At 73.1% G+C, this 26815-nt stretch carries 28 protein-coding genes; 11 read left to right on the top strand and 17 right to left on the bottom strand.

What is annotated here, in order from left to right; genetic code table 11:
• Positions 1-157: 157 nt before the first annotated feature.
• Both AAC134_RS07940 and AAC134_RS07935 read right to left on the bottom strand, forming a co-directional pair.
• On the bottom strand, positions 158-466 hold the full coding sequence (locus AAC134_RS07940) for an antibiotic biosynthesis monooxygenase (protein ID WP_339948538.1): 309 nt from the start codon (positions 464-466) through the stop codon (positions 158-160).
• Between the two features lie 123 nt (positions 467-589).
• The gene (locus AAC134_RS07935) at positions 590-2239 is read right to left on the bottom strand and encodes a thiamine pyrophosphate-binding protein (protein ID WP_339948537.1); all 1650 of its coding nucleotides are present in this window, start codon (positions 2237-2239) and stop codon (positions 590-592) included.
• Between the two features lie 518 nt (positions 2240-2757).
• On the opposite strand from AAC134_RS07935, the gene AAC134_RS07930 reads away from it, so the two are divergent.
• Positions 2758-4173 (top strand): amidase, encoded by a 1416-nt coding sequence (locus AAC134_RS07930; RefSeq protein ID WP_339948536.1) that lies wholly within the window; start codon positions 2758-2760, stop codon positions 4171-4173.
• Between the two features lie 205 nt (positions 4174-4378).
• Complete coding sequence (locus AAC134_RS07925; protein ID WP_339948535.1) at positions 4379-5698, top strand: mechanosensitive ion channel domain-containing protein; 1320 nt, start codon at positions 4379-4381, stop codon at positions 5696-5698.
• A gap of 10 nt (positions 5699-5708) precedes the next feature.
• On the opposite strand, the gene AAC134_RS07920 is transcribed toward AAC134_RS07925, so the two are convergent.
• The 3 genes from AAC134_RS07920 to AAC134_RS07910 form a co-directional block, all read right to left on the bottom strand.
• On the bottom strand, positions 5709-6347 hold the full coding sequence (locus AAC134_RS07920; protein WP_339948534.1) for a glutathione S-transferase N-terminal domain-containing protein: 639 nt from the start codon (positions 6345-6347) through the stop codon (positions 5709-5711).
• Entirely contained in the window at positions 6344-7561 is a 1218-nt protein-coding gene (locus tag AAC134_RS07915) for an amidohydrolase (protein WP_339948533.1), read from the bottom strand. The genes AAC134_RS07920 and AAC134_RS07915 overlap by 4 nt, the downstream gene beginning before the upstream one ends.
• Positions 7562-7815: 254 nt before the next feature.
• Positions 7816-8670: a tetratricopeptide repeat protein gene (locus tag AAC134_RS07910; RefSeq protein WP_339948532.1), complete on the bottom strand. Its 855-nt coding sequence runs from the start codon at positions 8668-8670 to the stop codon at positions 7816-7818.
• A gap of 305 nt (positions 8671-8975) precedes the next feature.
• On the opposite strand from AAC134_RS07910, the gene AAC134_RS07905 reads away from it, so the two are divergent.
• The 3 genes from AAC134_RS07905 to AAC134_RS07895 all read left to right on the top strand — a co-directional run bounded on the left by AAC134_RS07905 (position 8976) and on the right by AAC134_RS07895 (position 12217).
• The gene (locus AAC134_RS07905) at positions 8976-9959 is read left to right on the top strand and encodes a DMT family transporter (RefSeq protein WP_339948531.1); all 984 of its coding nucleotides are present in this window, start codon (positions 8976-8978) and stop codon (positions 9957-9959) included.
• A gap of 360 nt (positions 9960-10319) precedes the next feature.
• Positions 10320-10838, top strand: a complete 519-nt coding sequence (gene speD, locus AAC134_RS07900; RefSeq protein ID WP_339948530.1) for an adenosylmethionine decarboxylase — start codon at positions 10320-10322, stop codon at positions 10836-10838.
• A gap of 200 nt (positions 10839-11038) precedes the next feature.
• Positions 11039-12217 carry a hypothetical protein gene (locus AAC134_RS07895; RefSeq protein WP_339948529.1) on the top strand — a complete coding sequence of 393 codons (1179 nt, stop codon included), beginning with the start codon at positions 11039-11041 and terminating at the stop codon, positions 12215-12217.
• 9 nt (positions 12218-12226) lie between these two features.
• Here AAC134_RS07895 and ureG read toward each other — a convergent pair whose 3' ends face one another.
• The 4 genes from ureG to AAC134_RS07875 are packed head-to-tail and all read right to left on the bottom strand — an operon-like array spanning position 12227 to position 14395.
• Complete coding sequence (ureG, locus tag AAC134_RS07890; protein WP_339948528.1) at positions 12227-12862, bottom strand: urease accessory protein UreG; 636 nt, start codon at positions 12860-12862, stop codon at positions 12227-12229.
• Entirely contained in the window at positions 12859-13500 is a 642-nt protein-coding gene (locus AAC134_RS07885; protein WP_339948527.1) for an urease accessory UreF family protein, read from the bottom strand. Before AAC134_RS07885 ends, ureG begins: the two co-directional genes overlap by 4 nt.
• The gene (locus tag AAC134_RS07880; RefSeq protein ID WP_339948526.1) at positions 13497-13883 is read right to left on the bottom strand and encodes a YrhK family protein; all 387 of its coding nucleotides are present in this window, start codon (positions 13881-13883) and stop codon (positions 13497-13499) included. The genes AAC134_RS07885 and AAC134_RS07880 overlap by 4 nt, the downstream gene beginning before the upstream one ends.
• Entirely contained in the window at positions 13880-14395 is a 516-nt protein-coding gene (locus AAC134_RS07875; protein ID WP_339948525.1) for an urease accessory protein UreE, read from the bottom strand. The genes AAC134_RS07880 and AAC134_RS07875 overlap by 4 nt, the downstream gene beginning before the upstream one ends.
• A gap of 587 nt (positions 14396-14982) precedes the next feature.
• Here AAC134_RS07875 and AAC134_RS07870 point away from each other — a divergent pair.
• Positions 14983-15483 carry a hypothetical protein gene (locus tag AAC134_RS07870; protein ID WP_339948524.1) on the top strand — a complete coding sequence of 167 codons (501 nt, stop codon included), beginning with the start codon at positions 14983-14985 and terminating at the stop codon, positions 15481-15483.
• Here AAC134_RS07870 and ureC read toward each other — a convergent pair.
• Positions 15473-17182: an urease subunit alpha gene (gene ureC / locus AAC134_RS07865; protein ID WP_339948523.1), complete on the bottom strand. Its 1710-nt coding sequence runs from the start codon at positions 17180-17182 to the stop codon at positions 15473-15475. The two genes, AAC134_RS07870 and ureC, sit on opposite strands and share 11 nt — an antisense overlap.
• 164 nt (positions 17183-17346) lie before the next feature.
• On the opposite strand from ureC, the gene AAC134_RS07860 reads away from it, so the two are divergent.
• Entirely contained in the window at positions 17347-18207 is an 861-nt protein-coding gene (locus tag AAC134_RS07860; protein WP_339948522.1) for a cytochrome c, read from the top strand.
• A 101-nt stretch (positions 18208-18308) separates the two neighbouring features.
• Here AAC134_RS07860 and AAC134_RS07855 read toward each other — a convergent pair whose 3' ends face one another.
• The 6 genes from AAC134_RS07855 to AAC134_RS07830 form a co-directional block, all read right to left on the bottom strand.
• Positions 18309-18605: a hypothetical protein gene (locus AAC134_RS07855; RefSeq protein ID WP_339948521.1), complete on the bottom strand. Its 297-nt coding sequence runs from the start codon at positions 18603-18605 to the stop codon at positions 18309-18311.
• Entirely contained in the window at positions 18602-19060 is a 459-nt protein-coding gene (locus tag AAC134_RS07850; RefSeq protein ID WP_339948520.1) for a hypothetical protein, read from the bottom strand. Before AAC134_RS07850 ends, AAC134_RS07855 begins: the two co-directional genes overlap by 4 nt.
• Positions 19057-19362 carry an urease subunit beta gene (locus tag AAC134_RS07845; RefSeq protein ID WP_339948519.1) on the bottom strand — a complete coding sequence of 102 codons (306 nt, stop codon included), beginning with the start codon at positions 19360-19362 and terminating at the stop codon, positions 19057-19059. The genes AAC134_RS07850 and AAC134_RS07845 overlap by 4 nt, the downstream gene beginning before the upstream one ends.
• Positions 19359-19535 carry a hypothetical protein gene (locus tag AAC134_RS07840; protein ID WP_339948518.1) on the bottom strand — a complete coding sequence of 59 codons (177 nt, stop codon included), beginning with the start codon at positions 19533-19535 and terminating at the stop codon, positions 19359-19361. The genes AAC134_RS07845 and AAC134_RS07840 overlap by 4 nt, the downstream gene beginning before the upstream one ends.
• A gap of 88 nt (positions 19536-19623) precedes the next feature.
• Positions 19624-19926, bottom strand: coding sequence for an urease subunit gamma (locus tag AAC134_RS07835; protein WP_339948517.1), 303 nt, complete (start codon positions 19924-19926; stop codon positions 19624-19626).
• 52 nt (positions 19927-19978) lie between these two features.
• A complete protein-coding gene (locus AAC134_RS07830; protein WP_339948516.1) occupies positions 19979-20857 on the bottom strand; it encodes an urease accessory protein UreD in 879 nt (292 codons plus the stop codon).
• Positions 20858-21167: 310 nt separating this feature from the next.
• On the opposite strand from AAC134_RS07830, the gene AAC134_RS07825 reads away from it, so the two are divergent.
• Positions 21168-21650 (top strand): DUF2165 family protein, encoded by a 483-nt coding sequence (locus AAC134_RS07825; protein ID WP_339948515.1) that lies wholly within the window; start codon positions 21168-21170, stop codon positions 21648-21650.
• 7 nt (positions 21651-21657) lie between these two features.
• The gene (locus AAC134_RS07820; protein WP_339948514.1) at positions 21658-22884 is read left to right on the top strand and encodes an alpha-D-ribose 1-methylphosphonate 5-triphosphate diphosphatase; all 1227 of its coding nucleotides are present in this window, start codon (positions 21658-21660) and stop codon (positions 22882-22884) included.
• 78 nt (positions 22885-22962) lie between these two features.
• On the opposite strand, the gene AAC134_RS07815 is transcribed toward AAC134_RS07820, so the two are convergent.
• The gene (locus AAC134_RS07815; RefSeq protein ID WP_339948513.1) at positions 22963-23604 is read right to left on the bottom strand and encodes a ParA family protein; all 642 of its coding nucleotides are present in this window, start codon (positions 23602-23604) and stop codon (positions 22963-22965) included.
• Between the two features lie 337 nt (positions 23605-23941).
• On the opposite strand from AAC134_RS07815, the gene AAC134_RS07810 reads away from it, so the two are divergent.
• Both AAC134_RS07810 and AAC134_RS07805 read left to right on the top strand, forming a co-directional pair.
• Positions 23942-25321 (top strand): DUF1800 domain-containing protein, encoded by a 1380-nt coding sequence (locus AAC134_RS07810; protein ID WP_339948512.1) that lies wholly within the window; start codon positions 23942-23944, stop codon positions 25319-25321.
• A gap of 10 nt (positions 25322-25331) precedes the next feature.
• The gene (locus AAC134_RS07805) at positions 25332-26516 is read left to right on the top strand and encodes a DUF1501 domain-containing protein (protein ID WP_339948511.1); all 1185 of its coding nucleotides are present in this window, start codon (positions 25332-25334) and stop codon (positions 26514-26516) included.
• Positions 26517-26815 lie beyond the last annotated feature (299 nt).

Genomic DNA, 26815 nt, shown 5'->3' with positions numbered 1-26815 from the left:
TCGACCTGTCTGGCCGGGTCCGCCGCGGGGGCGCGAGGGACCGGCGCGCCCGGGGGAGGACGCGTCGGAATGCCTGACGGTTTCGCACGGTCATGTCAATTCCTAGGTGATTCGTCAGGAATTGGGGCGCGCGTCGCACGCAGAGGGCCGCCTGCGCTCAGGTCTCGATGGCGGCCTCGAAGCCCTCGAACTGCGGCGGACCGAGGTAGAGGGAGCGGGTCTCGCCGGCCCCGGCATGGGCCGCGCGGAACTGCTCGGACCTGGTCCAGGCATCGAAGGCGGCGCGAGAAGTCCAAGTGGTGTGAGAGACATAGAGGATGCTCTCCTCCGTCGCAGGGCCGCGCAGAAGGCGGAACGAGACGAAGCCCGGGACCTCGCGCAGGCGGCTGTCACGGGTGCGCCAGACCTGCTCGAACTCCGATCCGCGGCCGGGGGCCACGCTGAAGCGATTCATGGCGATGAACATGCGGGATCTCCTGGGGCTCGGGTCCGGTCGGACCGTCCGCCCCCAAGGACGCCTCGGCGGTGCGGCAGGGTCAAGGCGGCTGAGGGCCGCCGCCGTGTACCCCCGCGCGCCCCTGCCCCCCGTTCAGATCCGCCCGTCGTAGCCGCCGGGCGGGATCTCGGCCGCGATGACGGTGAAGACGGGGGCGGCGAGCGCCTCGGCGAAGGCCGCGCGCAGGGCCTGGGCGTCGCGCACGGTGGCGCCGCGGCCGCCCAGGGCGCGGGCGACCGCGGCGTAGTCGGTGGTCCCGAAGGCGACGCCGGCGGGGCCCAGGCCCTCGGATCTCTGCTTGAGCGCGATCAGCTCCAGCGAGCCGTCGACCAGCACCACAACCACCACCGGCAGCCCGAGGTCGCGCAGGGTTGCGAGCTCTCCCAGCGTCATGTCGAGGCAGCCGTCGCCGATCACGCAGATCACCGGCGCGTCCGGCCGCGCCAGCTTCGTCCCCGTGGCGAGCGGCAGCGCGCAGCCCATCGTGCACAGGCCCGAGGATTGCAGCAGCGCGCCCGGCGCGTCGCAGCTCCACACCTGGCTGAGCAGGATGCGATGCGCGCCGCTGTCGACCGTGGTCACGGCGCCGGCGGGCTTCGCGCGGTTGAGGACGTGCATCACCTGCGCCGGGCCCCAGGCCTCGCCGGGGGCGAAGGCGTCCTGCAGCGCGGCGCGGGCGCGGGCGGGCTCGCCGTCGGGCCAGGCGGCGGCCGGCGCGAGGCCCTCTGCCAGCGCCTCGAGCCCCGCCGCGATCCCGCAGGTCCATGAGATCGCGGCGTGGTTGAGATACTGGCGGTCGGGGGCGGCGGCGATCTCGATCGCGCGGGCCGGGTCCCAGGGGTCGCGCCAGCCCGCCCGCATCTCGATCGGGTCGTAACCCGCGCAGATCACCAGATCGGCCGCGCGCAGCAGAGGCAGGATCACGGCGTCGGACTTTGGCGACAGGCCGTGGCCGCCCAGACTCAGCGGATCGTCCTCGGGCAGCGCGCCCTTGGCCTTGTAGGTGGTCGCCACCGGGATGCCGTGCGCGGCCGAGAGCCGGCGAAGGGCCGCCACCCCCTCCGGCTCGGTCAGCAGATCGAGGCCGGCGAGGATCACCGGCCGCTCGGCGTCCGCGAACATCTTTCGCGCCCGGTCGAGCTCGGGGCCGGGCGCGGGGGCCGAGGGCGCGAGGCCGGGGCGCAGGGGGGCGCCGGTCGCGCCGGGCTCGGGCGCCGCGGCGACGGGGATCGGCAGGTCGATGTGGACCGGCCCCGGCCGCGGATCCAGCGCCAGCCGCACGGCCTTGTCGATCATCGGGGCGCAGGCGCCGGCGCGGGCCTCGAAGCTCGCCTTGACCAGCGGGCGCAGCACCGCCTGGTGGTCCATCACCTGGTGCGAATAGGTCAGCGCCTGCGCCTCGGGCACCCGGCCCGAGATCACGATCAGCGGCACGCGGTCCTGCTGGGCGTTGGCCACCACGTTGACGGCGTTGGCGATGCCCGGGCCAACGGTGGCGATCAGCACGGCGGGGGCGCCGGTGGCGTGCCAGGCGGCCTCGGCCATGAAGCCGGCGGCGTTCTCGTGGCGGGCGAGGCGGAAGGCGATGCCGTTGCGCTCGAGCGCCGCGATCAGGGCCAGCACCTCGCCGCCGGGAACCCCGAAGGCGTGGCGCACGCCCGCCCCATGCAGGCGCCGCGCGATGGCGTCGGCGGAGGTGGTCGTCTCGGCGGCGGCGAGCGCGTCGGTCGGCTGCACGGTCATGGCCCTGGCTCCGTTGGTTTGGCGCGATCCTGACGCGGCCCGCGGACCGAGGCGAGGGCCCGCACGCAAAGGTGAGGGGCGGCGAGCCCGCTGCCCTCCCCGCCGCGCCGGGAAGGACGCGACAGCCCCGCCCGCCCGCAGGCCTCACCCCCGCTCGGACGGCGGGCGAGGCGAGGCGCCGGGACACGCTCGGGGAGCGCATGATCGGGCCAGAGCGCTCGGGTCTCCCCTCCTGGCCAGGGCGGCTGGCGGGCCTCGCCATCGCCCACCGATACGCACGTATGCGTCTTGCGGTCGCTCCGCCCCCTTGGCGCTCGCGCCCGGGGCCGGAGCGGCTAGGCTCTCCCCAGCGCCGACCGGTCCGGTCGGCGCGCCCCCTTTCGCCCGCCGGGACCGGCGCCCGGCGCGGAGGTCCGCCCCCTCGCAGCCCGCGTCCCCCGACGTCGCGGCCTGCGCAAGGAGATCCGGACCGCGCGCCGCCCTCCCCTCCCGCAGGCCTGCATCAAGGAGTGCGCCCCATGACTTCCGAGCTCTGGTCCTGGACGGCCAGCGAACTGGCCTCGGCCATCGCCGCGGGCAAGATCACCTCCCTCGAGGCGACGCAAAGCGCGCTCGCGCGGATGGAGGCGGTCAACCCCGCCCTGAACGCCGTCGTCGATCCCCTGCCCGAACAGGCGCTCGAGGCTGCGAAGGCCGCCGACGCCGCGCTGCGCGCCCACGGCCCCGCAGGCCCCCTGCACGGCGTGCCGGTGACGGTGAAGATCAACGTCGACTACGAGGGCCGGCCCACCACCAACGGCGTGGTCGCCTTCAAGGACCTGATCGCGCCCGAGGACGGCTCGGTCGTGCGCGCGATCAAGGCCGCGGGCGGGGTGATCGTGGGGCGCACCAACACGCCCTGCTTCTCGATGCGGGCCTTCACCTCGAACGACCTGCACGGGATGACCGTGAACCCCCACGATTCCGCGATCACGCCGGGCGGGTCCTCGGGGGGCGCGGGCTCGGCCACCGCCGCGGGGATCGGGGCGATGGGGCACGGCAACGACATCGGCGGCTCGGTCCGCGGGCCGGCCTATCACTGCGGGATCTACGGGCTGCGGCCGACCGCGGGGATCGCGGGCGCCTACAGCCCCTCGCAGCTGGCCGAGCGGATGATCGTCAGCCAGATGAGCTCGGTCCAGGGGCCGCTCGCGCGCTCGGTCGAGGACGTGCGCCTGGCGATGCTGGCGCTGTCCCGGCCCGATCCGCGCGACATCTGGCAGACGCCCGCCATGGGGATGTTCGCGCCGCTCGAGCATGCGCCCTGCAAGGTGGCGCTGGCCGCCGAGAGCCCCGATTTCCCCACCGACCCGGCCGTTTCGGCCGCCATCCGCAAGGCCGGCGCGATCCTTTCGGACGCGGGCTATGAGGTGGTCGAGGTCCCCACCCCCTCGTTCCAGGAGGCGGTGGAGTACTGGCGGCTGGTGTTGGGCAACGAGATGCGCGCGGGCCTCGCGGGCCTGATGGAGGAGATCGGCGACGCCAAGATGAAGAAGGCGCTCGAGGTCACGCTGCGCGGCGTCCCCGACGTCACGGACCGCGCGGGGATGCTGAAGCTGATCGCGAAACGCTCGACGATCCTGCGCGAGTGGCAGGCGTTCCTGGCCCAGTACCCGCTGATCCTGACCGCCACCTGCTGGTCCAAGCCCTTCGAGGAGGATTACGACCAGCGCGACGACCTCGACGCGGACGCCTTCTTCGCGGCGATGGCGCCGCTGACCGGCACCCCCACGATCGGCCTTCCGGGCTTCTCGATCCCGGTGGACACGGTTCCGGGCCAGCCGATGGGCGTGCAGCTGATCGCGGCCCGCTACGGCGACCGCGCCCTGCTGAACGCCGGCGCGGTGATCGAGCGCGGCATCGGCCCCATCGCCCCCATCGACCCGATGGGGTGACCCCGAGGGTTCCCATACGCCGGGGCGCCGCGGGAGATCGCGGCGCCCTTCGCGGGCTGTCGCGCCGAGCGCATGTCGCGGCAAGGCGCCGTCCCCCGGATCGCGGTGGGTTGCAGGCCACGCCCCCCGCCCGCGGGCCTTTGGTCGAGGCGCCGCGGATCGGCCGCTCTTTCCTCTTTCGCCGGGCTCGGCGAGACTGGCCGCAATGACCGACCTTGAGGAGCTTCTCACGCGGGCGCAGCTGCTGCTGCCCTGGTTGCGCAACGAGATCGTGGCGATGGTCCAGCCGTGGCGGCTGGTCCAGCTGGCCCTGATCGCGCTGCTGGCGCTGGCGGCCTGGGGGATCGGGCGGTGGGCGCATCCGCGGATGGACGCCTGGATGCGGGCGCGCTCGCTGACGCCGCCGGCGGCGCGGGCGCTGGTGCTGGTGCGCGACCGGCTGGGGCTGATCGCCTTCGCCGCGCTCGCCTGGGCCGCGGCGGTGGGGATGGCCGAGGTCACCTGGCCCTCGCGCTCGCATATCGTGGGGCTGGCGGCCCAGCTCGCGGCCGTCTGGGCCGCGGTGGGCATCGTCGTGCGGCTGATCCGCAACCCGCTGCTGCGCCGCGCGGCGCGATGGGGCGGGCTGATCTTCGCCACCGCCCTGGTGCTGGGACAGGCGGGCGCGCTGCTCGAGACGCTGGACGGGATCGCCTTCACGGTGGCCGAGCGGCGGGTCTCGGCCCTGACCGCGGCGCGGGGCTTGCTGGCGCTGATCGGCCTGATCTGGCTGGCGCGCTGGGCGCTCGCGGTGCTGCGGCGCAGGCTGGCGGGGGTCGAGGAGATCTCGCCCTCGATGCGGGTGCTGACCGAGAAGGTCGCGGGCTTCGCCATCTTCCTCGCCGCCGCCGCCGCGGCGCTGAACGTGGCGGGGTTCGACCTGACCTCGCTGGCGGTGTTCTCGGGCGCGATCGGGCTGGGGATCGGGTTCGGCCTGCAGAAGGTGGTCTCGAACCTCGTCTCGGGCGTGATCCTGCTGGTGGACAAGTCGATCAAGCCCGGCGACGTGATCTCGCTGGGCGAGACCTTCGGCTGGATCTCGGGGCTCAACGCCCGCTACGTCTCGGTCGTCACCCGCGACGGGCGCGAATACCTGATCCCCAACGAGGATCTGATCACCGGGCAGGTGGTGAACTGGTCCTATTCCTCGGAGCTGGTGCGCCTCGACGTGACGTTCGGGGTCGCCTACGCGAGCGATCCCCACGCGGTTCGGCGCATCGCGGTCGAGGCGGCCGAGGCGGTCGAGCGGGTCTCCCACGATCCCACGCCGGTCTGCCATGTGACGGCCTTCGGCGACAGCTCGGTCGATTTCGTGCTGCGCTTCTGGATCCACGACCCGGCCAAGGGCCTGACCAACGTGCGCGGCGCGGTGTTCCTGGCGCTGTGGGACGCCTTCCAGGCCAACGGGATCGAGATCCCGTTCCCCCAGCGCGACGTCCGCATCGTCGAGACGCCGGGGCGGCGCGCCTCGCCCGCCCCGGACTGAACAACGCCCCTCAGGGCATCGGGATCGCCTCGCCCGTGGCGGGAACGTCATAGCCCCGGATCACCGCCGGACGTTCGGCGATGCGCTTGTACCAGGCGAGCACGCCGGGGAACTCGGTCAGGTCCACGCCCTGGCGTTCGAACCGCGCGGCCCAGGGCCAGATCGCCATGTCGGCGATCGAGTAGGCGCCCGGCCCCTGCCCGGCCACGTAGTCCCGCCCCCGCAGCCGCGCATCCAGCACGCCATAAAGCCGGCGCGCCTCGGCGCCGAAGCGGGCCTCGGCATAGTCGGACTTGCCGGGGTTGTAGAAATGGAAGTGGTGCACCTGGCCCAGCACCGGGCCGAAGCCCGCCATCTGCCACATCAGCCACTCGACCACGCGCCATTCCTCGCCGCCCTCGGTGAGGAACTTCCCGTGCTTCTTGGCGAGGTAGAGCAGGATCGCCCCGCTCTCCATCAGCGTCTGGCCGGTCTGGCGGTCGACGATGGCGGGGATCTTGTTGTTGGGCGCGACCGAGAGGAACTCGGGCGCGAACTGCTCGTCCTTGCCGATGTTCACGGCGTGGGTCTCGTAGGCGACCTCCAGCTCCTCGAGCAGGATCGAGACCTTGCGCCCGTTGGGCGTCGTCCAGGTGTAGAAGTCGATCATGCGGCCGCCTCCGCCGGCAGCAGCCGGTCGACCAGCGCCAGCCAGTAGGCCACGCCCAGCGGGATCGAGGCGTCGTTGAAGTCGTAGTCGGGATAGTGCAGCCGGCCCGAGACGTGGTCCTCGGCCGCCGTGCCCATCCAGATGTAATGCCCCGGCCGGGCGTTGAGCATGAAGGCGAAGTCCTCGCCGGCCATGCACGGTTCGGCGGAGCGGGAGACGGCGGCCTCGCCGACGACCGTCTCGGCGACCTGGGCCGCGATCTCGGCCTCGGGCGCGGGGTTGATGCAGGGGGGGTAGTTGCGGCGGTAGTCCACCACCGCCTCGCAGTCGAAGCCCTGCGCGACCGAGCCCGCCAGACGGCGCAGCCGCGCCTCGGTCTTCTCGCGCGCCTCCTCCGAGAAGAAGCGGACCGAGCCGCCGACCACCGCCCGGTCCCCCATCACCACATAGGCGTCCGAGCCCTTGATCATCGAGATGCCCACCGTCACCGCCTCGAACGGCGAGAGATTGCGGGCCGGGATCGACTGCACGGTGGTCACGAAATGGGCCGCCGTCAGCACGGTGTCGACGCCCGCATGGGGCACGCCCGCATGGGTGCCCTGCCCCTCGAAGGCGATGTCGAAATAGTCGATGCCGGCCATGGTCGGGCCCGGCAGCGCGGTGAAGGTGCCCAGCGGCTGGTCGGGCATGTTGTGCAGGCCCCAGACCGTCTCGCAGGGGGCGCGGTCGAACATGCCGTCCTCGACCATCTCGCGTCCGCCGCCGCCGCCTTCCTCCGCCGGCTGGAAGATCAGCGCGACCGAGCCTGCGAAGTCCCGCGTCTCGGCCAGGATCTTGGCCGTCGCGAGCAGCATCGCCGTGTGCCCGTCATGCCCGCAGGCGTGCATCTTGCCGGCGTTGACCGAGGCGTGGGGCAGGCCCGTGCGCTCCTGCATCGGCAGGGCGTCGATGTCGGTGCGCAGGCCGATCATCTTGCCCTTCGCGCGGCCGTGCACGATGCCCACCACCCCGGTGCGGCCGAGGCCGGTCAGGATCTCGTCGACGCCGAACGCTTTCAGCTTCTCCTGGATCAGGGCCGAGGTGCGATGCTCCTCAAAGCCGATCTCGGGATTCGCGTGGAGGTCGCGGCGCCAGGCGGTGGCCTCGGCGTGGAGGGCGGCGATGCGGTCGTGATGACGGCCGAGGGGTGCGGGCGAGGCCGACATGTCGTTCATGGGCGGATCTCCTGCGGCCCGCCGGAGGACAGGCGGAGCGCGCCGCGGAGGCGCATGCGGGCCGGAGGGCGGAGCCTGCGGCGCCGACGGGGGCGCGGTCAATGGCGCGGCGCGCGGGCGCCCTGCGCCCTCCTCGCCCTGCGTCCTTGCTGCGCGACCATGCCTGCCGCGCCCGGCCCGCCCGCCGGGAGAGTCTCGGCGGGGCGATCCAGCGACGGTCGACAGGGACAGGGAGGCGAGCGGCGGCCGAGGGCTCAGCCCCCCAGCGCCTCGATCTTCTGGTTCAGCCAGGGGGCCTGGTAGCCGAGCTCGAAGGCGCGGCGGTAGTCCTGGGCGGCCTGCTCGCCCTGGCCCGCGCGCTCGCGCAGCTGGCCGCGGGTCGCCCAGGCGGCGGCCCAGCTCGGCGACAGGCGCACCGCGGCGTCGAGATCGGCGATCCCCCCCGCCGTGTCCCCCGCCTTGGCCAGCGCCACGCCGCGCTGCAGGTGGGCGGCGGCGTCGGAGGGATCGAAATGCAGCACCCGCCCGAAGGCCGAGGCGGCCTCCGACAGCCGCCCCAGGGCCGCCAGCGCCACGCCGCGGTTGTAATGCGCGTCCGGGTTCGAGGGGGCGAGCTGCACCGCGCGGTCGAGATCGCTCAGGGCCCCCGAGGCGTCGCCCCGCTGCAGCTGCAGCGTGGCCCGCCCGACCAGCGGCTCGGCCGAGCTCGGCTCGAGCTGGATCGCCCGGCCCCAGTCGGCCAGCGCCTCGGCCGTGCGCCCACGGCGCGAGTAGGCGAGCGCCCGGTTCACGTAGATCGCCGGCAGCGCGGAATCTTCCTGCTGGGCGCGGTCATAGGCGCCGATGGCGTCGCCGTCGCGGCCCATCTCCGAGAGCGCCACGCCGTAGTTCGTCCAGGCCGCCGCCGCCGTTCGCCCGCTCACGCCGCCCTGGTTGAGCGCCGTCTGGCAGGCGCCGGCCAGTTCGGACGAGGTGGCCTCGGCCTTCAGACACTTGTCGAGGAACGGGTTCGCCAGCCCCGCCGTCGGGGCCCCCAGCCCGCAGACAAGCGCCAGCGCCGCCGCCCGCAGAGGCCACGGCGTCCGGGGACCGCCGGAGGGGTCCGCCACGCGATCCGCACGGGCGAGGCCCGCGCCGGACCGGGGGCGCGTGCGGCCCGCAGCAGAAAGGGCGCGGGCGGGGCCCGCGGCGAAAATGGAACGCGTCGTCGTCATGCGGCGACGATGCCCGAGGACCTAGGCGGGAAAAAGGCGCGCGGCCGCGACCTCGCGCCGGCTTGAACCGCATCCTGTCGACCGGCAGGTTCGCGATACGGGCGCATCGTCCGCGACCTCTCCAAAGCGCCCCGTTCCCCGCCGACGCCACTCTTCGCAGCGCCTCCGCAGCCCCCACGTCAGTCCGGATCCCCCGCCTCTTGCCCCAGGCTCCCTTCGACCCCCGCGAAATCGCCCCGGCGCCCCCTGTCGGCGAAGCCTCCCCGGCCGAGACCGCCGCCCCGCCGCGGCCCGACAACGCGCTGGGCGGCGCCTGGATGCTGATGTCGGTGGTCACCGCCTCGGCGATGGTGCTGGCCGTGCGCGGCATGGCCGAGGGGCTCGACAGCCGCATGACGGTGCTGCTGCGCTCGCTGGGGATCATGGCCTGCGTGGGCGCGATGCTGCTCTCGCCCCGGTTCCGGCGCAGCCTGCGGTTCTCGAACCCCAGGCTGCACCTGGTGCGCGGCGGGCTGATCGCGGTCTCGACCCAGTTCGGGTTCTACGCGATCTCCAACCTCAACCTCTCGACCGCCACGGTCCTGTCGTTCACCGCCCCGATCTTCGCCACCCTGCTGGCCGTGCCCCTGAATGGCGAACGGGTCGGCCCGCGCCGCTGGGCGGCGGTGGCGGCGGGCTTCGCGGGGGCGCTGATCATCCTGCGCCCCACGCCTGCGGGGCTGGACTGGGCGATGCTCTCGGCGCTGCTGGCCGCGGTCCTCTTCGCGCTGGCCCTGGCGCTCTCGCGCGGGATCGCGGCGGCGGACGGGCCGTCGGCAGCCTTCGTGTCGGCCAACGGTCTGATGCTGCTGATCGCCCTGCCCATCGCCCTGCCGGTGTGGGAACTGCCCACCGGCGCCGGCGGATGGAGCCTTCTTGCCCTGCTGGTCGCCACCTCGGCCGCGCGCAACGTGGGCGACCTGCAGGCCTACCGGCACGGCGACGCCTCGGTGATGGGGGTGATCACCTACGGACGCCTGGTGCTGATCGCGGCGGCCGCCTGGGCGATCTTCGACGAGGTTCCCGACACGCCCACCCTGGTGGGGGGCGGGGTGATCATCGCCTCGACCCTCTACATCGCCTACCGCGAGCGCGCCGTCGCGCGCGAACGCCGGGCCCTGGCCGCCGCCCGCGACGAGAGCTGACTCGCGCTCCGGCACGCCCCGGACGAGGGCCGAGCGCCGCCGCCGCCCTGGGTTCGCGCCCTGCGGCGAATGCGGCGCCTGCGAAGGCCGCGACCGAAGCTTGCGCGCAAACCTCTCGGGCTGTCTGGAAATTGCGCAGCGGCGCCAATGAGAAGGGCGTCCGGTCTGGAAGCGCCCTGCGATGTCGGAATTCGTAAATCGATCCTTGATCGGGGGGGCCTGAATCAGTATGTCCCCCCTCCACAGGGTCGCCGATCCCAACCTCGACCAGGGCCGCCGCCGGTTACAGACCGCGGCCGAGTCACAGGGGGGGCGCTAAGGGGCCGCTGGGTTAGACCTGCTGGTAGGGGAGACTACGTCATGCACGACGGCAGCCTCTTCCGACTGGGGATCGACCTGGAGACAGGCGCCACCCATGAGGAAGCTCACACGAGCGGCCGTAAGGCCGACATTTACGCCGAAGTCCCCGTTCGGGACATCTTCGACGAGTCGCGGGACGATCACTTCATTCGCCGCGACGGCAAGATCTTCGCAGGCACTCACCTGATCATCGAGGTGGTCGACGGCGAGGGTCTGGACGATCAGGCGCGCATCGAACAGGCGTTCCGCGACTGCGTAGACACCTGCGGCGCGACGCTGCTGCACATCCACACCCACAAGTTCTCGCCCCAGGGCGTGAGCGGGGTCGCGGTGCTGGCCGAGAGCCACATCTCGGTCCACACCTGGCCGGAGATCGGCTACGGCGCCTTCGACGTGTTCATGTGCGGCGACGCGCAGCCGTGGAAGGCCGTCGAGGTCCTGCGCGAGGCGTTCGCCGCCGGCGACGTTCGCGTCAAGGAACTGCTCCGCGGCGAGGAGGTGGTGGCGGACCGGCTGTGAGCCGGCCCCCCGCCTGACCTGACACGTCAGACCTGAAATGGGCGGCCTTTCGAGGCCGCCCTTTCGCGTTTCCGCCTCCCCGGCGCGGCCGCCCGCGCGACTGCCGCGCGGGTGGCCACGGGTGGCGCGCGGGTGGCGCGAATCCGCCGCCGCCCGTACTCTGCCCGGATCCCTGGCTCCCGGTGGAGATCCCCGCCCCCATGCGCCTTCGCCGACGCCTCGCGATCCTCGCGCTTGCCGCCGCAGTCCCCGCCCTGTCCGCGCAGGCCCAGCAGGCCCAGCAGGCCCAGCAGGCCGCGCCAGAGACCGGCGCCGAGACCGACGCCACCGAGCGCGGCTGGCGCGACCTGTTCTTCGATCCGCAGGACGGGGCGCCGGATCTTTCGGGCCTGCTGGCGCGAGGAGGATTCGTGCCCGCCCCGGTGCTCATCACCGAGCCGGCGGTGGACGGCGGCCTCGGGCTGGTGGGCTATTTCGTGCAGATGCGCGGGGCAGACCGCCCGCCGGAGCGGACCATCCTGGGCGCCGCGGTCACCGGCAACGGCTCGAACGGCTACGGGGCGCTGCACTCGGGCAGCTTCCTGGGGGGCGACCTGCTCTACAGCGCCGCGGCGGCGCACGGGCTGGCGATCCTGAACCTCTATCCGGGGGGGCGGGACTACTCGCTGGCCTATGACAACACCATCACCTACGTGGGCGGTCGGGCGCATTACCGGCTGGGCGGCGGGGCGGTCTCGGTGGGGCCCTCGGTCAGCTGGCGCTCCAACGACGTGGCCGCGGATCTTTCGGGCCTGTTCCCGCGGCGCGATCCGCTGCTGGGGCGGACCACCGACCTGCTCGCGCTCGGCGGGTCGCTGCACTACGACGACCGCGACAACCCGCTGACCCCCACCTCGGGCGTCAACGCCATCGCCGAGGCGCTGACCTACAGCGCCGCGCTGGGCTCGGACCGCGACTTCTCCTCCCTGACGATGACCGCGGCGGGGTTCGAAAGCCGGGGCGAGTGGACGGCCGGCGCGCTGATCTCGCTTGCCGCGACCTTCGGCGACGCGCCCTTCTTCATGGAGCCGGGGGTGGACCTGCGCGGCGTCTCCTATGGCCGCTACACCGGCGACCGTGTGGCCTCGCTCGAGGTCGAGCTGCGCCGCCAGGTGTCCGATCGCTGGGCGGTGCTGGGCTTTGCGGGCGTCGGTCATGCGCAGCGATCGGGCTCGATCCTCTCGGGCTCGGAGGCCACCGTGCCGGCGGGGGGCGTGGGCCTGCGCTACCGCATCGCGCGCAAGCTGGGGCTCGACATGGGCCTCGATCTCGCGTTCGGCGAGGAAGGCTCGACCGTCTACATCCAGTTCGGCCACGCCTGGGGGCGGTCGATGGACTGAGCCGGCCCCTCAGGCCGCGGCGAGGCTCAGCCCGCCCTGGCGCGTGAGGAACGCCACGATCTCGTCCACCCCGTCGCCCTTGCCGACATTGGCCATCACGAAAGGCAGGCCGCGGCGCATCCGCTCGGCGTCCGCGCGCATCACCTCGAGGTTCACGCCCACGTAGGGCGCGAGCTCGACCTTGTTGATCACCAGCAGGTCAGAACGGGTGATGGCCGGCCCCCCCTTGCGCGGGATCTCCTCGCCCGCGCAGGTGTCGATCACGTAGATCGTCAGGTCGGCGAGCTCCGGGCTGAAGGTGGCCGCCAGGTTGTCGCCCCCGCTCTCGATCACCACCAGGTCGAGGTCGGGGAAGGCCCCCCGCAGGTCGGCCACCGCGGCGAGGTTGATAGAGGCGTCCTCGCGGATCGCGGTGTGCGGGCAGCCGCCGGTCTCGACCCCGCGGATGCGGTCCGCGCTCAGCACCTGCATCCGGGTCAGCGCGTCGGCGTCCTCGCGCGTGTAGATGTCGTTGGTGATCACCGCCATCGACAGCCGGTGGGCCAGCGCCCGGCACAGCGCCGCGGTCAGCGAGGTCTTGCCCGCCCCCACCGGGCCGCCGATGCCCACGCGAAGCGGGCCATGGGGAGATGTCTGGAGGGTCACGAGCGGAACAGCCTCGTCGTCTGGGTTTCGTGGAACATGCAGGACAGGTCGACGGCGAGACAGGCGCCGCCGAGGTCGTCGGGGTCGGCGGCCAGCGCCTCGACCGCGACCGCCTCGCAGATCGGAGCCAGCGCCGCGATCACCGCCTGGCCCTCGGTCTGGCCCAGCACCGACAGCCGGATCGCGGCCGAGACCAGGTTCGAGACGAAGGCGTGCAGGAAGGCCGCGGCGGTCTCTTCGAGCGGCAGGCCCTCGCGCCGGGCCGCGCGGCCGAGCGCCACCGGCAGGGCCGCGGCCTCGCCCGAATGTCCGCGCACCGCCTTCGTGGTCATGGCGAAGGCCGCGCCCTGGGCCGTCGCCTCGAGCGCCCGCTCGGCCGAGGGCTGGAGGGCCGCGGCGAGCTCGGCCGGGGCGGGGTCGTCGGGGTCGCGCCAGGCCGCGGCCAGCAGCACCGCGTCCGAGCGGCCGGCGCCCTGGCGCAGGATCGCCGTCAGCCACGCCTTCAGGGCGGGGGCGTCGGGCAGGAGGCCGGCCTCGGCCGCCTGCTCGAGCCCGTGGGAATAGGCGAAGGCGCCGACGGGATAGGCGGGCGACAGCCAGCTCGCCAGCAGCAGGGCGCCGCGCGCATCGAGGCTCATGTCTCGCCCCGCAGGGCGCGGCTGTCCCCGCCCCGGAGGGGCGCGCTGTCCCCGTCCCGCGGGGGGGCGCTTTCCTCGCCTCGCGGTCGGCCGGGGCTGGTCTCGCCCCGCAGTCGGGCGGCGACATCCTCTGCGCGTCCCTCGCGGTAGAGGTGGACTTCGCGCACCAGGCGGATCGTGGGCTTCACGGCAAACAGGATCGAGCCGATCAGGAACAGCCAGGTGCCGGCGGTCAGCCACGCCTCGGAGAAGAACATCACCGAGCCGATGACGAACGCCAGCGCCGCGCCGAAATCGACGCAGGTATAGAGGATCTCGTAAGCGGCGAAGAGGCGGCGCGTGCCCTCGGAGCGGTGTTTCGCGCCCGGCTCGAACAATCTCATGCGGGGTCCCTCAAGTGCGCGTCCGGGTCGTGGTGGGGGTCGTGGCCGTGGGCGTGGCCATGGGTGCGGCCGTGACCGTAGGCGCCGCCCTCGGGGCGGAAGGGCTCCTCCACATGCGCGACCGCGGCGCCCAGATGCTCGAGCATGTGTTCGAGCACGTGGTCGCGGCGGATCAGCAGGCGGCCCTCCTGCACCTCGCAGGGGGTGTGCCGGTTGCCGATGTGCCAGGCGAGCCGGGCGAGCCCGCGGGCGTCCCTCGCCCGCGCCTCGGCCAGGGGCTCGGGCGCGGCGCGCAGGGCCACACGGCGGCCGTCGCCCAGCGTCAGGGCAAGGCCCTCGGCCAGCTCCGTCGCCTCGGCGAGGTCGAGCAGGATCTCCTCGCCGCCATCCGTGGTCAGCAGGCCCCGGCGGCGCCAGCGCCCCTCATAGGGCAGCGACAGGCTGTCGGCCGCGGGCCCGGCTAGCGGTTCGAGCGTCAGCGCCCGGGGCGGGGGAGCGGAGGGCTGGGTCATGGGGTCCTTCCCGTGTCGACTGGGCCATCCGGCCCGATCCCCGCCCCCGGCGCAACCCCGGCAGGACGTCGCGCACCGGCGTCCGAACCCATCCAGCGGAATGTCTGGTGCCCGCCGACCCCCGTCGGGGCCTGAAAATGGCTCAAATCGGGCCGCATTGTGACATTGAGCGCGCTCCAGACGACCTCCGCGGGCCATCGCCCGCCGCCTCTGCCGCGCGGGAACTCCTTGATGTTCCTTATGATATCTTTTGGAAACGGTCGCGCGGCCGCGACGGGGCCGCTCCGAATATCGTGCAGAAACGGAGCGAGGCCAACAAAAGGCAAGACCTTGGCGAAATGGTTGCGGACCCCAGCATTGTGGCGTATCGCGGAATTACTCCTGCCGTGCACGACGACGCCCGGGCGTCGGGTTGGACCGGCTGGCCGCATCGGCCTGCCGGCCCGGATCGCGTCCCGTGCCGAAACCGGCCGCTGCGCGCCGCGCGCAGGAACCGGAGCCTCCCTCGGGGGGCTTGAGAAAACGACGATTGACGACTGCGCCCAACGACTGCAACCGACACCGACTGGCTCCGAGGACAGGCTGACATGACGATCCTCTTGCGCGCTGCAACGGCCGCGGTGATCGCGACGACCCTGCCGGTCATCGGCGGGTCGGGCGTCGAGACCTGGACCAACGTCGGCGCCCTGCGCGGCCTCGACGTGCTGGTGGCCCTCGACGACGCCTACCTCGACGAGAGCGCGGGGCGGGTGCTGGTCGCGACGCGTCTGGTGGGCGACATCGACGCCCGGCTCGAGACGATCCCCGATCTCGACGACTCCCCGCCCACGCCGCGGCGCGTCGGGGTCCGGGCGATGACTCTGACCTATATCTACGACTGCGACCTCGGCGAGATCGAGCAGGTGCGCTTCCATTCCGCCTACGACGACGAGGATCGCCGCATGGCGGCCCCGGCCGACTTCGTGAACCTGGTCGAGAACACCCTGCGCACCGGCCTGCTGGCCTCGTCCTCGACCGAGTCGCGGGCGGGCTGGCGCAAGCTCTGCGCCAGGCTGCGCGCGCGCCTGCCCGCCGACCTCAGAACATGAAGTAGCGCTGCGCCATCGGCAGCTCGCTGGCCGGCTCGCAGGTCAGCAGCTCGCCGTCGGCGCGGACTTCGTAGGTCTCGGGGTGGACCTCGATCTGCGGGCAATGGGCGTTCAGCGCCATGTCGGCCTTGCCGATGTTGCGCGTGTTCTCGACCGCCACCAGCCCCTTGCGCAGGCCGAGGCTGTCGCCGATCCCCTCGGCCAGCGCGGCCTGGGAGACGAAGGTGACCGAACCCATCTCCTGCGCGCGCCCGAACGCCCCGAACATCGGCCGCGAATAGACCGGCTGCGGCGTGGGGATCGAGGCGTTGGGATCGCCCATCTGCGCCATGGCGATGGTCCCGCCCACCAGCACCGTGTCGGGCTTCACGCCGAAGAAGGCGGGCGACCACAGCACCAGGTCGGCGCGCTTGCCGACCTCAATCGAGCCGATCTCGCGGCTGATGCCGTGGGCGATCGCGGGGTTGATCGTGTACTTGGCGATGTAGCGCTTCACGCGAAGGTTGTCGTTGGCGCCGGTCTCGTCGGCCAGTCGCCCGCGCTGGACCTTCATCTTGTGGGCGGTCTGCCAGGTGCGGATGATCACCTCGCCGACCCGGCCCATCGCCTGGCTGTCCGAGGCGATGATCGAGAACGCGCCGAGGTCGTGCAGGATGTCCTCGGCCGCGATGGTCTCGCGCCGGATCCGGCTTTCGGCGAAGGCCACGTCCTCGGGGATGTCGCTGTCGAGGTGGTGGCACACCATCAGCATGTCGAGATGCTCGTCGAGGGTGTTCTTCGTGAACGGCCGCGTGGGGTTGGTCGAGGAGGGGATCACATGCGCCTCCCCGCAGACCTTGATGATGTCGGGGGCGTGGCCCCCGCCGGCGCCCTCGGTGTGGAAGGCGTGGATGGTGCGGCCCTTGATGGCGGCGAGCGTGTTCTCCACAAAGCCGCTTTCGTTGAGCGTGTCGGTGTGGATCATCACCTGCACGTCCATGTCGTCGGCGACCGACAGGCAGCAGTCGATGGCGCCCGGCGTCGTCCCCCAGTCCTCATGCAGCTTCAGCGCGCAGGCGCCGGCCTTGACCATCTCTTCCAGCGCCGCCGGCCGGGACGCATTCCCCTTCCCCGACAATCCAAAATTGATCGGCAGCCCGTCGAGCGCCTGCAGCATCCGTCCGATATGCCAGGGCCCCGGCGTGCAGGTGGTCGCCAGCGTCCCGTGCGAGGGGCCGGCGCCCCCGCCGAGCAGCGTGGTGACGCCCGAGTGCAGCGCGTCCTCGACCTGCTGGGGGCAGATGAAATGGATGTGGCTGTCGAAGCCGCCGGCGGTCAGGATCCGGCCCTCGGCCGCGATCACGTCGGTGCCGGGGCCGACAATGATGTCCACGCCCGGCTGCACGTCGGGGTTGCCGGCCTTGCCGATGGCGCAGATGCGCCCGTCGCGCAGACCCACGTCGGCCTTGTAGATGCCGGTGTGGTCCACGATCAGCGCGTTGGTGATGACCGTGTCGACCGCGCCCTGCGCCCGGGTGACCTGGCTCTGGCCCATGCCGTCGCGGATCACCTTGCCGCCGCCGAACTTCACCTCCTCGCCATAGGTGGTCAGGTCGCGCTCGACCTCGATCACCAGCTCGGTGTCGGCCAGGCGCAGCCGGTCGCCGGTGGTGGGGCCGAACATGCCGGCGTAGGCGGCGCGGGAGATGCGGGCGGGCATGGTCAGGCCTCCGGTCTGCAAAGAGGGATCCGGGCGCGGACCCGGGAAAGTTCAGGTCGCGGCCCGCCGGCGCGCGTTCGCGCTGGACCGGAACAATTGGCCGGCGTTACCTTCGCCTCGCCGACGGGCGCAGGGCCTGTCGCAGAGGCAGAGAGGACGTCATCTTGGATCTTCGCAAGGCAACGGCGCGCGTGGCGCTGCTCCTCGCCGGCGCGGCGGCCATTGGCGGAGCGGCGCAGGCCGAAACCCAGCTCGAGCGCGGCGAATACCTGGTGCGCGTGGTCGCCGCCTGCGGCAACTGCCACACGCCCTTCGGACCGCAGGGCCCGGACATGACCAGGGAGCTGGGCGGCCGCCTGGTCGAGAAGAACGAGGCGTTCGAGGCCTGGGCCCCCAACATCACCCCCGACCCCGAGACCGGCGTCGGCGCCTGGTCGGACGCCGAGCTCAAGCGCGCCATACGCGAGGGGATCCGCCCCGACGGCTCGGTGATCGGGCCGCCGATGCCGTTCCTGTTCTACCGGGATCTGGGCGACGCGGATCTCGAGGCGATCGTCGCCTTCCTGCGCAGCGTCGCGCCGGTGAAGAACGAGACGCCCGAGTCCGTCTACAACCTGCCGCTGCCCCCCAGCTACGGCCCCCCGGTCGAGAGCGTGACCGCGCCCGAGCGCGGGCCGACCGCCGACTACGGCGAATACCTCGCCGGCCCCGTCGCCCATTGCATGGAGTGCCACACCCGGCTCGGCCCGGCCGGGCCGATGATCTCGACCCATCTCGGCTCGGGCGGGAATGAGTTCCACGGGCCCTGGGGAACCTCGGTCTCCTCGAACCTGACGCCGCATGCGGACGGTCTGGCCGGGCGCAGCGACGAGGAGCTGATCACGATGATCCGCATGGGGATCCGCGACGGCAAGCCGATGCTGCCGCCGATGGGCTACGCCTACTACGCCAACATGACCGACGAGGACGCGCAGGCGATCGTGGCCTACCTGCGCACCCTGCCCCCGCTGCCGCTGCCCGAATGAGCCCGCCGGCCGGGGCGCGCCCGCGCCCCGGCGGCCCTGCCCCCGCGCCTCGCGCGTATGTGGGGCGCGCGTATGTGGGGCGCGCGTATGCGGAGCGAGGGTCATCGCTCGGCGTCTCCGGCGCGCGGAACCTGGCGGGCAAGGTGCAGGCAGACCGCGGGGATGTAGAGGATCATCAGCTTCCAGGCGTTGAACGCCTTGTCGAATTCCGCGCGCGGGTCGCCCTCGCGCAGGGCCGCGACGCCCTCGCCCACCACCCAGGCGACGCCCACGGTCGCGATCAGCGCCAGGACGCCCCCGATCCACACGCCCCTGCGCCCGCCCAGCAGCTTGCGCCCGCCCAGCGGCAGAACCCAGCCGACGACCAGCATCAGCACGACCGCGATCGCCGGGGTCATGCCCGGCCCGCCACGCCAAGCATGCGCATCCGGCGCGGGTGGCGGCGGCGATAGAGCACCCGCGCCCAGAGCGCGAAGGCCGGCGTCATCGGGCCGGCGTCGATCTCGATGCGGTCGTGGAGACGAGAGCCCTCGCCCTGCGGGCACGTCTCGACCCACATGCGATGGTTCCAGGCGCGAATGCCGGCGCCGCGCTCGCGGCTGACCATCACGCGGGCCGCGTCGTCGCACTCGAGGATCTCGATCTCGTAGGGCTGGCGCGGCATCACGCCGAAGCCCGAGACCTCGATCGCCAGCTTCTGGCCCGAGCGGAAGCGCCCGCCCGGCAGGCCGTATTGCGCGACCATGCCCCGGTTGGCCTCGGCCAGCGCGTCCCAGTCGGCGGCGACCGCCCACAGGCGGTCCGCGTCGACCGGATAGCCGTGGTGGGACTGGACCACGCAGACCCGGCTCACAGCGGCCCCATCACCTTCTGGTTGAACCCCCAGACCTCGCGCTTGCCGGCGTAGGGCACCAGCGTCACGTCGCGCGACTGCCCCGGCTCGAACCGCACGGCGGTGCCGGCGGCGATGTCCAGGCGCATGCCCTTCGCGGCGGCGCGGTCGAAGTCCAGCGCCGGGTTGGTCTCGGCGAAATGATAGTGCGAGCCCACCTGCACAGGCCGGTCGCCGGTGTTGGAGACGGCCAGCACGACCGTCTCGCGCCCGGCGTTGAGCTCGATGTCCCCGGCCGCGGGGAAGAGCTCGCCCGGGATCACCGCAGCGCCCTCCGCGCGGTCCACACGGCCGCGACCGCAAGCGCCGCGAACACCAGCGCCTCGACGCCGTGGGGGTGCAGGTGGCCCTCGGGGCCCGCATGCGCCAGCGCGGCGGCGGGGGACAGGGCGGCAATCGGCGCCAGGGCGATCAGGGCGGCGAGGGTTCGGGTCATGCTCAGGGTCTCCGTGTCGGTCTTGATTGCGTCGCGCCCCGCGGGCCTTGCCCGGGCCGGAGGGCGGGTCCGGGGTCGCGGGTTCGGGTCAGCGAATGGGATCGTGGACTGTCACCAGCTTGGTGCCGTCGGGGAACGTCGCCTCGACCTGCACCTCGTGGATCATCTCGGGGATGCCCTCCATGCACTGGTGGGCGGCGACCACCGTGGCGCCGGCGGCCATCAGGTCGGCGACCGAGCGCCCGTCGCGCGCGCCCTCGACCACGAAGTCGGTGATCAGGGCGATCGCCTCGGGATGGTTGAGCTTCACGCCGCGCGCCAGGCGTCCGCGCGCCACCATCGCGGCCATCGAGACCAGGAGCTTGTCCTTCTCCCTGGGCGTCAGGTTCATGCGGATCGTCCCCTCGTTCTGTCTTCCCGTCCCGCCGCCGCCGGCGGGCCGCCTACATCGTCCACGGCCGCGGCAGCGCGCCGCCGCGCCAGAGTTCCAGCAGCGGCATCAGCATCGCCCTCAGCGCCCGTCCGTCGCGCGCCAGGATCCGGACCACCGTGATCCCGTTCACCCGGCTTGCGGCGCCCAGCGCCGGCGCGCCGGCCGCAGGGAATTCCCCAAGCAAGTTCCGGGCCGAGACGCAGGCCGCCTCCGCCCCCGGCCCCGCGCGCACCGCCGTGGCGGCGCACAGGCGCCCGCCAAAGCTCGCGGCCTGCGCGGCGATGGCCGAGGCGTCGCCCTCCAGCCGCAGCCCGTCGGCCCAGACCAGCCGTCCGTCGATGCGCAGGCGCCAGGCGTCGCGGAAGCGCGCGTCGCGCACGGTCTCGCCCATCGCGGCGCGGCCAAGGATCAGCGGCTCGACGCCCAGAAACTCCGCGTCCGGCGCCAGATCGATCTCGAGCCGCCGGTCCAGCGCGCCGCCGTCGAACAGGATCGTCTCCTGGGGCAGCCACTCCAGCCGGGCGCCGGGGCCGGCGCGCAGGCGGGCGCGGACCTGCGCGGTCTCGTCGGCCTGGGCGCGATAGATCCGTTCGGCCGTCTGCGTCGCCACGACAAGGTGCGAGCCCTCGCCCGCCTCCGCCGCCCAGTCGAAGCGGTCGCCCCCGGTCAGCCCGCCGGCGGTGTTGAGCAGCACCGCCTCGAGCGCCGCGCCCTCGTAGACCGTCGGCAGCAGGCACTTGGCCGAGCCCCGCTGGTAGAGATCGTCGAGCCGCGAGCGCCCGCCCCGAAGCTTGGAGGAGACCCGCCCCTCGCCCTCCGCCCGCGGCTGTCGCGCCACGCCGCCCGCCCGGGCGGCAGGCGCGGTCGCGGGGCGTGAGGCGTCGAGCATCCGGCAGGTCCGAGCATTGGCTCGCCCGCGCGGGCGCACGGGCGGAAAGGGAAGGTTCTTCCGGACGATGGCCCGTTCAGGTTCGCCGCGCAAGCCCCGCGCCGGGGCCCGCCGCGACGATCATGCTGAAGCGAAGATGAGCGCGCGCCGCCCCTGCCCGCCTGTTGGGCGCCCTGCCCAGAGCGCAGGCGCCGACCCGCCCGGACGCCCCCGATCGCCCGCCCGCGCTTGACCCCGACGCCCGGCCCGGCGGATACCTCCGCCCGCCGGGCCAGGGCCGGTCCGCGCGACGTGCAGAGGGGACATTGGGGTGGAAACGTTGACCTTGCTGGGCCAGGCCCTGCTGACCGCGATCCCCGCCGCCTGGATCGGCGTCGGGGTCATCGAGAACATCCGCTTCCCGCCGGTCAACGGCGATCTGGTGACCATGGTCATGCGCATGGACCGCGTGCGCGAGGAACGCCCCGAGATCTACGAGAAGGTGAAGGGCAACCGGATCGAGAGCCCGCGCGCCCACGCGCTCGCCTACGCCGCCATCGTGGGGGTCGAGCTGCTGGCGACCGTCCTGCTGGGCCTCGGCGCGCTGCTGCTGGCGCTGGCGGCCCTCGGCCTTGCCGGCCCGATCTTCGCCCGCGGCCTCGCGGCGGCGGGCGCGCTGGTGTTCACGATGGTCTGGGGCGGGTTCCTGGTCGGCGGCCAGTGGTTCCACTACTGGGCCGGCTGGAAGGACAGCCAGTTCACCCACTTCTTCCTGGTGCTGTGGGGCGCGCTGACCTTCCACATCCTGACCTGAGCCCGCCATGATCCCGATCCTGATCGCCGGCGCCGCCGTCCTGCTGCCCGAGGGCCCGGTCGAGACCAGCGTGCGCGTCGAGGACGGCCTGATCGCCGAGATCGGCGCGCCCCCCGCCGCGGGCGCCCTGCGGATCGACGGCCGCGGCCTGGTGCTCGCGCCGGCCATCGTCGATATCCACGGCGACGCGTTCGAGCGTGCGGTGATGCCCCGCCCCGGCGTGTTCATGCCCGGCGAGGTCGCGGCCCTCGACGTCGACCGCCAGCTGGCCGGGCTCGGCATCGCCACCGCCTACCACGCCCTGACGCTGAGCTGGGAGCCGGGGCTGCGCTCGGTCGAGCGGGGGGAGGCGTTCCTCGAAGCGCTCGCCGCCGCCGCCCCGCGCCTGAGCGTCGACCACCGCATCCAGCTCCGCTGGGAGACCTTCGCGCTGGAGGCGATCCCCCTGATCGAGCGGACGCTGGCGGCCGGCCCCACGCCCGCCATCGCCTTCAACGACCACACCTCGATGATGATGCGCGAGCGCTCGGGCCCGGTGACCGAGCGCGCCTTCGAACATGGCCCCGGCTATGTCGCCGCCGCCTTCGACGACCCCGGCGTGCGCAAGTCGGTCCGCGCCGTCGCCGCCCGCGCGAGCCTGAGCGAGGAGGAATACGTCGAGCGTCTGGCGCAGGTCTGGGCCCGTCGCCCGCAGATCCCCGGCGCCATCGCGCAGGTGGCGGCGCTTGGCCGGGCCGCCGGCGCGCCCATGCTCAGCCACGACGACAGCCAGCCCGAGACGCGGGCCTTCCACCGCGCCCACGGCGCGCGCATCGCAGAGTTCCCGATGTCGCAAGCCGTGGCGCGCGAGGCCCGCGCACAGGGCGAATCCGTGGTCCTGGGCGCCCCCAACGCCCTGCGCGGAGGCAGCCACATCGGCTCGCTCAGCGCCGCGGACATGGTCGAGGCGGGGGTCTGCGACATCCTCGCCAGCGACTACCACTATCCCGCCCTGCCCGCCGCCGTCGGGCGCCTGGCCGCCGAGCGTCGCGCCGACCGCGCCACCCTGTGGGCCTGCGTCTCGGCCAACCCCGCCCGGGCCCTGGGTCTGAGCGACCGCGGACGGATCGCGCCGGGCCTGCGCGCGGATCTCGTCCTGCTCGACTGGCCCGAGGGCGCGGCGCCGGCCGCCTGCCTGACGCTGTGCGCAGGCCGCGCCGCGCATCTCTCGGGCGACCTGATCCGCCCGGCCTGAGAGGCGCGCCCCCCGGGCCGGGCGGGGCGCAGAACGCCCCGGGTCAGGCCCGCGACGCGAGGGGCTCGCCCCCTCGGCTCACTCCTTCAGCGCATCCAGGATCGGCGCCCACTGCGCGCGCATCGGCTCGAGCGCCTTTGCGGGACGATCGAAGATCGACAGGCCCTGTTCGGCGAGTTCCGCGTAGGCCGCGCGTTCGGACAGGCGGGCGAGCGGCGTGTGGCCCAGCTTCTCGAACTCCGCGTCCAGCCCTGCGGCGGCCCTGGTGCGGGGGCGGATCCGGTTGCCCACCAGCCGCACCTCCACCCGGCCCTTGCGCACGCGCTTGAGCTCCTCGATCTCCTTGAGGAAGCGCCGGGTGGCGTCGAGATCGTAGAACGAGGGCGACAGCGGCGCGATCAGCAGGCGGGCCTCGGCGACCAGCTCCTCGGCCTTGCCGCCGCGCAGAGCGCCGGGGGCGTCGATCACCAGCCAGTCGAGCTTCTTGGGCCGCTCGCCCACGTCCTTGGACTTCGACCAGTCCAGCGCCTCGACCGGGGCCGCGTCCACCGGCCGCCGCCGCGTCCAGCGCAGCGCCGACTTCTGCCGGTCCGCGTCGGCCAGCGCCACCCGCGCGCCGGTCCGCGCGAGCGCCGCGGCCAGCGTCGTCGCGATCACGGTCTTGCCGCAGCCCCCCTTCAGGTTCGCCACCAGGATCGTGCCCCCGGCCGTGTCGGCCATCCCTCGTCCTCCCACCCGACTTCCCGCCCGGCGAGGCGCCGGCGACCGCACGCCGCGCCCCTGGCGCCGGGATGCCCGCGCGCCGCCGAATTCGCGCCGCAGGCTCTCAGCATCTTTCCCTCCGCGCAAGGCGCCCTGCCCCCCATCAGGCCCCGACGCCCCGCGCCGCCGCCTCGCGCCGGGGCCCGTCCCGACATGGAGCGCCGGCCCGCTCCATGGAATGTCCGCCCCGCCGCGCCCGATCGCGAAATCGATGCGACGGAAACCGTGGGGCGGGGCGTTGAACGCTTCGACACGCCCTCCCCCCGCGAGCCGCCGCTGCGGAGATCGACGAGAGATGACGCTGCAAAAAGAAACCATCGCCGCCCTGCGCTTCGGCCTCGGCTTCCGTCCCGACCAGAGGGTCGAGCGGGACCCCGAGGCCATGGTCGCCGGCCTGACCGCCCTGGCCTCCGCCCGCCCGATCGTGGACGAGGAGGAGGACCGCCGCCTGTGGACCGAGCTCAAGGAGTTCCGCGACGCCAAGAAGGCCGACCGCAAGCAGGGCGGCAAGAAGGCCAACGACATGGCCATGGCGGGCAGCGTGGACGAGGAGCGCAAGGAGTTCCGCCAGCGCCTCTACCACGTCTGGAACGCTTCGCTCGCCCGCTCGATCGAGGCCGAGCACGCCTTCGCCGAGCGCATGGCGCGGTTCTGGGCCAACCATTTCTCGGTCTCGATCAAGTTCCCCGCCCATGCCTCGCGCGTCGCGGGGTTCGAGGACCAGGCGATCCGCCCGCATCTGGCGGGCAGTTTCGCCGACATGCTCAAGGGCGTGACGATGCACCCCGCGATGCTGGTGTTCCTGGATCAGCACCGCTCGGCCGGACCCTCGAGCGCCGCGGCCAAGCGCGACGGGCTGGGGCTGAACGAGAACCTCGGCCGCGAGATCCTGGAGCTGCACACGCTGGGCGTTTCCGCGCCCTACAGCCAGCAGGACGTGATTTCGCTCGCGATGCTGCTGACCGGCTTCACCATGCGCGCGCGCCGCGGGACCTTCGTCTATCGCGACAACTTCGCCGAGCCCGGGCGCTTCGAGCTGCTGGGCGAGACCTATCGCGGCGGCGACCAGGCCGAGACGCTGCGCGCGCTGGAAGCTCTCGCGACCCACCCCGCAACCGCGCGCCACGTCGCAACCAAGCTCGCCGCCCATTTCGTGGCCGACCAGCCGCCCGCCGAGCTGGTCTCGGCGCTCGAGGCGAACTTCCGCCAGACCGGCGGCGACCTGCCCGCCCTGTCGCGCACGCTGCTGAGCCACCCCGCCGCCTGGGGCCCGCTGGGCGGCAAGGTGCGCCAGCCCCAGGAGATCGTGGTCGCGGCCCTGCGCGCCGCGGGCGTGACCGGCGAGACGCTCTCGCGCCGCAACGATCCCTTCCAGGGCCTGACGCTGAAGGCGCTCAAGGATCTGGGCCAGCAGGTGAACCGCGCCCCCGGCCCCGACGGCTGGCCCGAGGCCGCGGCCGAGTGGATCAACCCCGGCGCGCTCGCCATCCGGCTCGAGTGGGCCGCGCGCATGGGCGAGGTGCTGGCCGCCCGCAAGGTCGATCCGCGCGAATACGCCGAGGTGGCGCTGCGGGACGCGCTCGACCCCAAGACGGCCTGGGCGATCGCCGCGGCCGCCGAGAAGCGCGAGGGCTTTGCGCTTCTGCTCGCGTCCCCCGACTTCAACCGCCGCTGAGGAGGCGACGATGTCCATGGATCTTTCGCGCCGCGGCCTGCTCAAGGGCGGCCTGACGCTGGGCTGCTCGGCGGCGGCCTTCCCGCTGATGTCGAAGGTCACCTTCGCCTCGGCCCCCGGCGACAACCGGCTGGTGGTGATCGTCCTGCGCGGCGCGCTCGACGGGCTGGCCGCGGTCGGACCCTACACCGACCGCGACTATCTCGCGATGCGCCCCAACCTGGCCACGACCCCGGACCGCAAGGGGATCGACCTCGACGGCCGCTTCGCCCTGCACCAGGAGCTGGGCGCGCTCATGCCGCTGTGGCAGGCGGGCGAGCTGAGCTTCGTGCACGCCGTCTCGACGCCCTACCGCGACAAGCGCTCGCATTTCGACGGTCAGGATGCGCTCGAAAGCGGGACCGAAGCCGAAAGCGGGGGCATGACCCCCTCGCGCGACGGCTGGCTGAACCGGGCGCTGTCGCTGCTGCCGGGCGCGCAGGCGACCACCGCGGTGGCGGTGGGGCGGGACAACATGCTGCTGCTCGACGGGCGGAACCCGGCGCTGAACTGGTCGCCCGATTCCGACATCCAGCTCAGCCCCCAGGCGCTGCAACTGTTCGAGACGATCTCGGCCCGCGACCCGCTGTTCGCCGCGGCGGCGAAGGAGGCGACCCAGATCGACACGGCGCTGGGCATGGACGGCGCGGCGGCGAAGAAGGTCGACGCGCAGAGCCTCGCGGCGCTGTCGGCCGAGATGCTGCGCGGCGAGAGCCGGATCGCGGCCTTCTCGCTGGGCGGCTGGGACACCCACCGCCGGCAGGCGGGCGCGATCCGCAAGCCGATGAACCAGCTCGCCGACGCGATCCTGGAGCTGAAGAAGGGTCTCGGCCCGGTGTGGGAGAAAACGGCGGTGATGTGCATCACCGAGTTCGGACGCACGGCGCGCGAGAACGGCTCGGAGGGCACCGACCATGGCACCGGCGGGCTGATGATGTACGCCGGCGGCTCGTTGTCGAAGGCCAAGGTGTTCGGGGAATGGCCGGGGATGCGCGCCTCGGACCTGTTCGAAGATCGCGACCTGATGCCCACCGACGACCTGCGCCGCCACGCGGCCTGGACCCTGCGGACCCTGTTCGGGATGGAGCGAGCGGGCCTCGAGCGAGAGGTGTTCCCAGGCATAGCCATGGGCCAGGACGCGCGCATCTTCGCCTGAGGGCGAGGAGAGGGACAGTCGAGCAGGCCGACGGCCGCCGTCCGCAAGAGACGGCGGCCGTTTCGCGTCTGCGGGCGGGGGAGCGCCGCGACGGGCGGCGGGCCTGTGGCGGAGTCGGGCTCGCGGCGCGGGGTCGGCCTGGCGCGGGTTGCCACGGGGCCTGTGGCGGGCCGGGGGGAGGAATCCCGAAGGACGGGGACGCTCCCGACTCACCAGAGAACAAACCCGCGCCTGTTCTCCGGATCCGTCTCTCGCTTCTGATGCCTGAGCGACTCGGCCGGAGGGGTCAAGGACAAGCC

This window comes from uncultured Albimonas sp. (genome assembly GCF_963977235.1).
GTDB lineage: Bacteria > Pseudomonadota > Alphaproteobacteria > Rhodobacterales > Rhodobacteraceae > Albimonas.
The sequence above is the reverse complement of the archived record's forward strand: the minus strand, read 5'-3'. Positions and strand labels throughout refer to the sequence as shown.

What these genes read in the sequence shown, in the direction of transcription:
- AAC134_RS07920 (WP_339948534.1), bottom strand. Translation starts at nt 6,347, where the DNA reads ATGATCGACTTCTACACCTGGACGACGCCCAACGGGCGCAAGGTCTCG.
- AAC134_RS07870 (WP_339948524.1), top strand. Translation starts at nt 14,983, where the DNA reads ATGACGATCCTCTTGCGCGCTGCAACGGCCGCGGTGATCGCGACGACC.
- AAC134_RS07915 (WP_339948533.1), bottom strand. Translation starts at nt 7,561, where the DNA reads ATGAACGACATGTCGGCCTCGCCCGCACCCCTCGGCCGTCATCACGAC.
- AAC134_RS07940 (WP_339948538.1), bottom strand. Translation starts at nt 466, where the DNA reads ATGTTCATCGCCATGAATCGCTTCAGCGTGGCCCCCGGCCGCGGATCG.
- AAC134_RS07835 (WP_339948517.1), bottom strand. Translation starts at nt 19,926, where the DNA reads ATGAACCTGACGCCCAGGGAGAAGGACAAGCTCCTGGTCTCGATGGCC.
- AAC134_RS07885 (WP_339948527.1), bottom strand. Translation starts at nt 13,500, where the DNA reads ATGAGCCTCGATGCGCGCGGCGCCCTGCTGCTGGCGAGCTGGCTGTCG.
- AAC134_RS07925 (WP_339948535.1), top strand. Translation starts at nt 4,379, where the DNA reads ATGACCGACCTTGAGGAGCTTCTCACGCGGGCGCAGCTGCTGCTGCCC.
- AAC134_RS07895 (WP_339948529.1), top strand. Translation starts at nt 11,039, where the DNA reads ATGCGCCTTCGCCGACGCCTCGCGATCCTCGCGCTTGCCGCCGCAGTC.
- AAC134_RS07930 (WP_339948536.1), top strand. Translation starts at nt 2,758, where the DNA reads ATGACTTCCGAGCTCTGGTCCTGGACGGCCAGCGAACTGGCCTCGGCC.
- AAC134_RS07830 (WP_339948516.1), bottom strand. Translation starts at nt 20,857, where the DNA reads ATGCTCGACGCCTCACGCCCCGCGACCGCGCCTGCCGCCCGGGCGGGC.
- AAC134_RS07880 (WP_339948526.1), bottom strand. Translation starts at nt 13,883, where the DNA reads ATGAGATTGTTCGAGCCGGGCGCGAAACACCGCTCCGAGGGCACGCGC.
- AAC134_RS07805 (WP_339948511.1), top strand. Translation starts at nt 25,332, where the DNA reads ATGTCCATGGATCTTTCGCGCCGCGGCCTGCTCAAGGGCGGCCTGACG.
- AAC134_RS07820 (WP_339948514.1), top strand. Translation starts at nt 21,658, where the DNA reads ATGATCCCGATCCTGATCGCCGGCGCCGCCGTCCTGCTGCCCGAGGGC.
- AAC134_RS07855 (WP_339948521.1), bottom strand. Translation starts at nt 18,605, where the DNA reads ATGACCCCGGCGATCGCGGTCGTGCTGATGCTGGTCGTCGGCTGGGTT.
- ureC (WP_339948523.1), bottom strand. Translation starts at nt 17,182, where the DNA reads ATGCCCGCCCGCATCTCCCGCGCCGCCTACGCCGGCATGTTCGGCCCC.
- AAC134_RS07935 (WP_339948537.1), bottom strand. Translation starts at nt 2,239, where the DNA reads ATGACCGTGCAGCCGACCGACGCGCTCGCCGCCGCCGAGACGACCACC.
- AAC134_RS07810 (WP_339948512.1), top strand. Translation starts at nt 23,942, where the DNA reads ATGACGCTGCAAAAAGAAACCATCGCCGCCCTGCGCTTCGGCCTCGGC.
- AAC134_RS07875 (WP_339948525.1), bottom strand. Translation starts at nt 14,395, where the DNA reads ATGACCCAGCCCTCCGCTCCCCCGCCCCGGGCGCTGACGCTCGAACCG.
- AAC134_RS07815 (WP_339948513.1), bottom strand. Translation starts at nt 23,604, where the DNA reads ATGGCCGACACGGCCGGGGGCACGATCCTGGTGGCGAACCTGAAGGGG.
- speD (WP_339948530.1), top strand. Translation starts at nt 10,320, where the DNA reads ATGCACGACGGCAGCCTCTTCCGACTGGGGATCGACCTGGAGACAGGC.
- AAC134_RS07840 (WP_339948518.1), bottom strand. Translation starts at nt 19,535, where the DNA reads ATGACCCGAACCCTCGCCGCCCTGATCGCCCTGGCGCCGATTGCCGCC.